Source organism: bacterium (assembly GCA_023230585.1).
Taxonomy (GTDB): domain Bacteria; phylum Ratteibacteria; class UBA8468; order B48-G9; family JAFGKM01; genus JALNXB01.
In genome coordinates, this window is record JALNXB010000020.1 from 24,890 (window position 1) to 32,091 (window position 7,202).

Below are 7,202 nucleotides of genomic sequence, written 5' to 3' on the forward strand. Positions count from 1 at the left end.
GGTAAAAAGAGCCTGCGGAATGAACACCTCGGGGGTACTCGGAACAAGTTTGCTCGTAACTACCGTTTAAAACATAGCCAAGTTTGGCAGAACGTTTGGTTATGCGAGGAGGTAAAAATGAAAAGGATAGTTCTGGTTGTAATGTTTTTATTTTCAGCTTTACTCATTTACCCATTATTAGCGTATGATTTTTCTGCTGATACGGTAATAAAAGATAAGAATACCACAGTAAATGGGAAGATATTTGTTAGTGGGGAAAAGACTCGAATGGAAATGCCTGAAATGGCACTTATCTCCAGAGTAGATAAAAGAGTTGAGTGGAAGCTGGTACCAAAACAGAAAGTATATACAGAGCAACTTATCAGTATCAAAATGGTTGTATCAGAAAAATTTCCTGACGAGGTAGAAAGAAAGCTGGTTGGTCAAGAGAATATTGATGGTCACATTGCAGACAAGTATTTAATTACATTGAAATCAGATGAAACAACAGAACAGATATATCAATGGATAAGCAGATCTACTAAGTTTCCTTTAAAAACTGCTAATATGGATGATAGCTGGTCAATAGAATTTAATAATATTAAAAGAGGAAGACAGAACTATAAACTATTTGAAGTACCAGCCGGTTACACTAAAATTGATTTAAGCGGAAAAAAGGCTTTAACTGTTGATAAAAGTGAAATAAAAAATGGGATAAAGGTTGGATGGGCACAGACCAACATTACACCTAAAAAAAAGGTTTATATAGCCGGTCAGTTTCACGCAAGAATTTCTGAAGGAGTAATGGATCCTGTCACGGCTACAGTTCTTGTTATAGAATCCGATAACAACAAACCAAATAATTATGCAATAATGATAAGTTGTGATCTGGTAGGCGTTTCTAACGAGTTAATAGCTAAAGTTAAAGAAAAAGTAAGACTGAAAATTCCGGAACTCGACCCTGACTACATATTTTTGGGTGCTACCCATACCCACGCTGCTCCGCTTGTAAAGTTGATATCGTATGGATTGGATGATTTTCCAGAGGTTAAGGACGTTATGCCACCGACTGAGTATCTTGAATTTGCCTCTGAGCGTATATCTGGCACAGTTGTTGAGGCGTGGAAAAAGAGAGAGTATTCTGGAATTTCCTATGGAATGGGGCACGCTGTTGTTGGCCGAAATCGGCGACTTAAATATAAAAACGGTAAGAGTAGAATGTATGGAAGAGCACATTTAGACACATTCAGTCACGTAGAAGGGTTCGAGGACCATTCTGTATACGCAATGATGACCTATAATACAAATAACAAACTTACCGGTATTGTTATAAACATTGCCTGCCCTTCTCAGGTTTCTGAAGGAAGTTATAAGATCTCAGCTGATTTTTGGCACGATACTCGCGAGGAGATAAGAAAACGATTTGGCGAGGATGTATATATACTTCCTCAGTGTGCTCCCGCAGGAGATATCTCTCCTCGTGTATTGATAGGGAATAGAGCTGAAAGCAGAATGCGTAGATTAAAAGGAAGATCTATACGTTTAGAAATAGCAGAACGGATTACAAATGCAATAGATGATATAGTTCCATTTGCAGAAAAGGAGATTGAATGGCAACCGGAGTTTCAACACAGGCAAGAGATTATAGAGCTGCCGCGAAGATTGATCGCAGAAGAATCTATGGCAAGAAACACCAGAGAAATAAATGCAAGAAAGAAAGCTTATTCAAAACTTCTGGAAGAGTATAAGAGTAATCCTGAAATGAGGAAAAAAACAAGGTGGTACAGTAAATTAAGTTCAACATATAGATTAGTTAAACGAGGAGAAACACTTCAGAGGAGATTTGAACTTCAAAAGACATCCCCTAACCTTCCCACATTGGTTCATATTATACGTATTGGTGACACAGTTTTTGCTACAAACCCTTTTGAATTATATCTTGATTTTGGTATACAGATACAGGAGTGGAGCAAAGCTACACAGACATTTTTGATACAGAAAGCAGGGTGCGACGGAACATACCTGCCTACCCAGAGATCTGTTGAAGGAGGTGGGTACGGTTCTGTCCCGGCAAGTACTGATATTGGACCTGAAGGGGGAGATATACTTGTAAACTGGACAGTTTCGGCAATTAATGAAATGTTTAAGTAGTTGTGCACCGTTTTAAAGTTTGAGTTTATTTATGTTAATTATTTCACAATTTAGGTTGTGTCAAGAAATAGATGAAAAAGATGAAAGAAGGTTTTGTTATTGCCTCTCCTCCTTCAAAAAACTTGTCGGGACAAGACCTAATGACTAAGACGAAGGTCTGACCTCCGCAAAATACTCCGTGGTATAATCTTCATCACTTGCAATGACAATCTTTTCACAATTCAACCAGAACAGCTTTTGTAATAATAGGGTTCTCTTTTATCTTTAATAAAACTTCTTTAGAAATTGTGTTATCAATATTTAAAACTATTAACGCTTGCCCGCCTGCTGCTTCTCTGCCTACGGTCATATTAGCTATATTTACTCCAACTTCAGTTAATACAGAAGATATATGAGATACAACTCCCGGTTTATCAACATTCATACAGAAAAGAAGGTGACCTGACGGATAAACATCAACACGGTACCCGTTGATTTTGACTATACGTAGGTCGTTCTTTCCTAACAAGGTTCCTGATACAGAACTTTTTGTGTTTGGGGTTGTAATTTCTGCGGTGATAAGGTTGGGGAAATCTTCTTGATAGTTACTATGTTTTTCTACTACTTTTATACCTCTCTCTTTGGCTACAAGCATAGCGTTAACATAATTAACAGTACTGGGGATAATACAGGCAAGAAACCCTTTCAAGAAAGATAAAGTGAGTATCTGAGTTTGGTTGTTAGTTAAATCTCCTGTATAGGTAATCTCTATCTTTTCTATACTCTCTTCTGTTAGTTGTCCTTGAAAACTCCCCATCTTTTCAGATATTGTTATATAAGGTTGCATTGTAGCAAGAATAGATGAGTCTATAGTAGGGCAATTGATAGAGTTGTCAATAACTTCGTTTAGAAGAGCATTTTTAAATTGTTTTGCCATTTGTAGTGAAACATTTACTTGAGCTTCCTGAGTGGATGCCCCCAGATGAGGGGTAATTATTACTTCTGAGAGTTTTAATAAAGGGCTGTTGAGTGGGGGTTCTTTTTCAAAAACATCTAAACCGCAACCAATAACCTTCTTTTCTTTGATAGCATTAAAGAGAGCCTCCTCATCAATTATACCACCGCGGGCACAGTTGACTATCCTAACCCCAGTTTTCATTTTTTTAAAGGCTTCTTCATTAAGCAAATGATAACTCTCTTTTGTTAGTGCCAGATGTAAGGTTATATAATCAGCTTTTTGAAGCAACTCCTCAAATGATATTAGTTTTATATTTAAGGTCTTCTCTTTGTCACGTGAAACGAAAGGATCAAAAGCTACCACCTCCATACCAAACGACATAGCTCTTTTTGCTACTTGTGTACCTATTCTGCCTAACCCTATGATTCCAAGCGTTTTTTTGTATAGTTCGCTTCCGTTAAATTTAGATTTTTCCCATTTACCTTCTTTTGTAGAATGTACTGCTTGGTAGAAGTTTCTTGATAATGCCATTATAAAAAGGATGGCAAGTTCTGCGGTAGAAATGGTGTTTGCGTTAGGGGCGTTCATTACCATAACACCCTGTCTTGTTGCTGTTTCAACATCAATATTATCAACACCTACCCCTGCTCTACCTATTATTTTAAGTTTGTTACCGGCTTTTATTATTTTTTCATTAACTTTTGTTTTACTTCTAACTATTAGCCCATCAAAGTTGGTTATCTCTTTCATAAGTTCAGCATCTGTAAGGTTGAAGTTTAAGACAACTTCAAAACCTGCTTCTTTTAACAGGTTAACTGCTTCTTGAGCAAAAGGTTCTGTAATCAAGATTTTTTTCATGCACTTATCTCCTAATTTCAAATTGTTATTTATTTTTTATAGCTAAATCTTTAATATTGGCTTCTTTAAATCCTTTTTCTCTGAGTATGCAACTTGGGCATATCCCACAAGGTTTTTCATTATTTCTATAACACGACCAGGTGATACTAAAATCAACTTTTAGTTTGTCTCCTTCTTTTATTATTTCAGATTTTGATAAATTTATTAAAGGAGCATTAAGTTTTATATGTCTACCTTCGCAGGTTTTTTTTGTTGCAACATTTAAAAGTGATTGAAATTTTTTTATATATTCTGGCTTACAATCTGGGTACCCAGAAAAATCTACTGAGTTGATACCAAGATATATCTCCTCAGCATCGATAGTTTCAGCAAAAGCTATAGCAAGACTTATAAATATAGTGTTTCTTGCAGGAACATAGGTAGCGGGAATTTCAGATAACGGATATGTGTTTGCTATCTGTATTTTTTTATTGGTTAAAGCTGAATCAACCCAAGAAAGATCTATATCAAGAATAAGGTGTTCTTCTGCTTGGAGTTTAGCAGATATTTTTTTAGCACAAGATATTTCCCTATTATTCTTCTGCCCATACCTTAACGTTAACGCAAAAATACTGTACCCATTATGTTTTGCAATTGTTGCCGCAACATAACTATCTAACCCGCCCGATATGAGACAAACCGCTTTTTTCATCTTATATTGGATATTTTATGGTTTTGAAATTTTAAATACCAGTTTAATTGAGGTTCTTTTTTTAGTTTATTAACTATACTGTTGATTATCAAAGGGTTGTTATCTACTGGTTGTAAAATTACAGGTTGTTCTATCTGTTTATCTATAAAATCCCATTCTTTAATATCTGTTATAACATACTTAAACTCAGACGCCCTTTTAAGAAACCTTGTATCATACCCTTTGGGGAAAAGGCTTAATCCTTCCTTTTTTGGGCTTACTGTAAGCCAGTCAAGGGGTAGGTCTTGCCATTTGGTTCCATTGGTTTCTGCCGTAAGCCAATACCCTTTCTCTTTTAGGTGTTTAACTATAGGTGATAGGTCTTGAAGAAACGGCTCTCCCCCTGTGATACATACTCTTTTACATAAAAACTTTTCTATCATATCAACTACTTTTGAAACATCCAAATCTACACCTTTTTCAAAAGAATATTTTGTATCGCAAAAGGAACACCTAAGGTTACATCCGCTCATTCTAACAAAGACCATGGGTAGACCTTGCAAAAAACCTTCTCCTTGCAAAGAATAAAAAATTTCACATATATTGTATATAAAAGCCATTTGATTGGTTGTAAAAGTACCTTTGTTTTTAAGGTTTGCTTCCTGAATAAATATCTTTTATATCTCTAACTTCACCGTTGAACTCTTCAAAGTAAGGGTTATCGGGGGTGGCTTTTGTGCCAGAAACAAGATTTCTTATCCGTATTTTCATAGGTAGTGCCACTTTTAAAGGCTTCATCTGAGGAAGCATTTCTATCGATTTTATAGCGCCTTCAACAAGAAGTTTCTTTGTATCAGCCATAGATAGCAGAATTGCGGCTTCCCTGTTAAGCCCTTTTTTTACGGCAACAGTTGGGATGTTTTCTCCAAAAGTTAAACGTGCCTCCCTACAAGTGGCTTCATCGCCTGTTACAAGAATAACAGGTACACCATAATGTCCTGCAACTGCCGCACTCTGAAACATTTCGCCTCTCTCTATATCATCATAAAAATATTTACATTCTGCTTCAGAACTTTGTGTATGGTGCAACACCCCGTCGGGAGTACCGTTCATAGCGTGGTACCCAAGCATAATATATCCATCAAAAGATTCATCTAAAACTCTCGGTCTTGGTTTTCCAGTAATATAATGCACCCCTGCAACCATCAATTCAGGTAGAAAATTGTTCCCACCTCCATGCCCGTCGGAGACATAGATTTCTTTTACTCCGGCTTGTATTAATCCTTCAGCAACTGCTGCTATATCATGCATAAGAAATTTTACAGCTTGATGAAACTCTTCAGTCCCTCTTTCTCTTGTCTGTTTAAATCTCCATACTCCTGTTACTCCTTCAAGGTCAGTTGATATAAAGATTCTCATTTTTTCTCCTTTTTTTTATCCACCATTTTTGTCATTATGGACTTGTTACAGTATCCTTGCCTTGTCGCCGTTTTGTGGCGTTGCGAGGAATGCCTCTAATGACGTGGCAACCCTCGCCAAGCAAACTACAAAAGACGGAGTGGGGGGTTGCCTTCTCTCTGCCCATTTTGTCGTCCGAACGCATCAATTTGTTATCCTGAACTTGTTTCAGGATCTCTAACCTAACCCACGCTGGTAATAGATACAGCGTAAAAACGAGATTCCGGATCAAGTCCGGAATGACATACAGGGGGGTGGCATCCCATTAAACTCTTTGCAGACCCTCCACCTACGCTACAATGCAAGCTTCGGCGGACAAGCCTCATCCCATTAAACTCTTTGCAAATCCCTGAGGGCTCTCTATCCCAAGAACCTCCAGGGGTAGAGGGCAAAAGAAGGTGCATTCCTTTTCCGCCTACGGCGAGATTGCCACGCCAAAAAACGGCTCGCAAAGACGGAATGGGGGGGCTGTTAACAAAAGGTCAAGCCTTTTGTTCCCCTACTCTGAGCCTGTTGAACCCTTCGGAGATGCTTTATATGCAGAAGGGTAAGTTCTTAGAGTGCCCGATTGTGGCGTAGAAGGTGTCTGCGCCGTAGTACCAGAGTGAGTAAACACCCCATACTCCTTTCTTTTATGCTTTTAACCTTGCCTTTATATTTTCTTTCGTTAAAAAAGTATGTGTCTATGAACGAATTACGAGGTGCTACTACACCTCAAGCAAGAATCGGGCTGTTAACAAAAGGTTTAAGCCTTTTGTTCCCCTACTCTGAGCCTGTTGAACCCTTCGGAGATGCTTTATATGCAGAAGGGTAAGTTCTCAGAGTGCCCGATTGTGGCGTAGAAGGTGTATGCACCGTAGTACCAGAGAGAATAGACACCACATACGCCTTTCTTTTATGTATTTATCCTTGCCTTTATATTTTCTTTCGTTAAAAAAGTATGTGTCTATGAACGAATTACGAGGTGCTACTACACCTCAAGTAAGAATCGGGCTGTTAACAAAAGGTTCAAGCCTTTTGTTCCCCTACTCTGAGCCTGTTAAACCCTTCGGAGATGCTTGCTATGCAGAAGGGTGAGTTCTCAGAGTGCCCGATTGTTAAGTAGAAGGTGTATGCGCCGTAGTACCAGAGTGAGTAGACACCACATAC

The 7,202-nt window shown here is 38.0% G+C and carries 5 protein-coding genes; 1 reads left to right on the forward strand and 4 read right to left on the reverse strand.

The features are described from left to right. Window positions 1–117: 117 nt before the first annotated feature. The gene (locus tag M0P98_04985; GenBank protein ID MCK9266220.1) at window positions 118–2,130 is read left to right on the forward strand and encodes a hypothetical protein; all 2,013 of its coding nucleotides are present in this window, start codon (window positions 118–120) and stop codon (window positions 2,128–2,130) included. A gap of 214 nt (window positions 2,131–2,344) precedes the next feature. Here M0P98_04985 and serA read toward each other — a convergent pair whose 3' ends face one another. The 4 genes from serA to M0P98_05005 all read right to left on the reverse strand — a co-directional run bounded on the left by serA (window position 2,345) and on the right by M0P98_05005 (window position 6,014). Continuing rightward, window positions 2,345–3,925, reverse strand: a complete 1,581-nt coding sequence (gene serA / locus M0P98_04990; GenBank protein MCK9266221.1) for a phosphoglycerate dehydrogenase — start codon at window positions 3,923–3,925, stop codon at window positions 2,345–2,347. Between the two features lie 25 nt (window positions 3,926–3,950). After that, window positions 3,951–4,616: a 7-cyano-7-deazaguanine synthase QueC gene (gene queC, locus M0P98_04995; protein ID MCK9266222.1), complete on the reverse strand. Its 666-nt coding sequence runs from the start codon at window positions 4,614–4,616 to the stop codon at window positions 3,951–3,953. Then, window positions 4,613–5,158, reverse strand: coding sequence for a 7-carboxy-7-deazaguanine synthase QueE (locus M0P98_05000; GenBank protein MCK9266223.1), 546 nt, complete (start codon window positions 5,156–5,158; stop codon window positions 4,613–4,615). Before M0P98_05000 ends, queC begins: the two co-directional genes overlap by 4 nt. An 85-nt stretch (window positions 5,159–5,243) precedes the next feature. Further along, window positions 5,244–6,014, reverse strand: a complete 771-nt coding sequence (locus M0P98_05005; protein ID MCK9266224.1) for a M55 family metallopeptidase — start codon at window positions 6,012–6,014, stop codon at window positions 5,244–5,246. Between the last annotated feature and the right edge of the window lie 1,188 nt (window positions 6,015–7,202).

Bases quoted from the DNA above. Each gene is read 5' to 3' on its own strand.
- M0P98_05005 (MCK9266224.1), bottom strand. From the start codon at position 6,014: ATGAGAATCTTTATATCAACTGACCTTGAAGGAGTAACAGGAGTATGG.
- serA (MCK9266221.1), bottom strand. From the start codon at position 3,925: ATGAAAAAAATCTTGATTACAGAACCTTTTGCTCAAGAAGCAGTTAAC.
- M0P98_04985 (MCK9266220.1), top strand. From the start codon at position 118: ATGAAAAGGATAGTTCTGGTTGTAATGTTTTTATTTTCAGCTTTACTC.
- queC (MCK9266222.1), bottom strand. From the start codon at position 4,616: ATGAAAAAAGCGGTTTGTCTCATATCGGGCGGGTTAGATAGTTATGTT.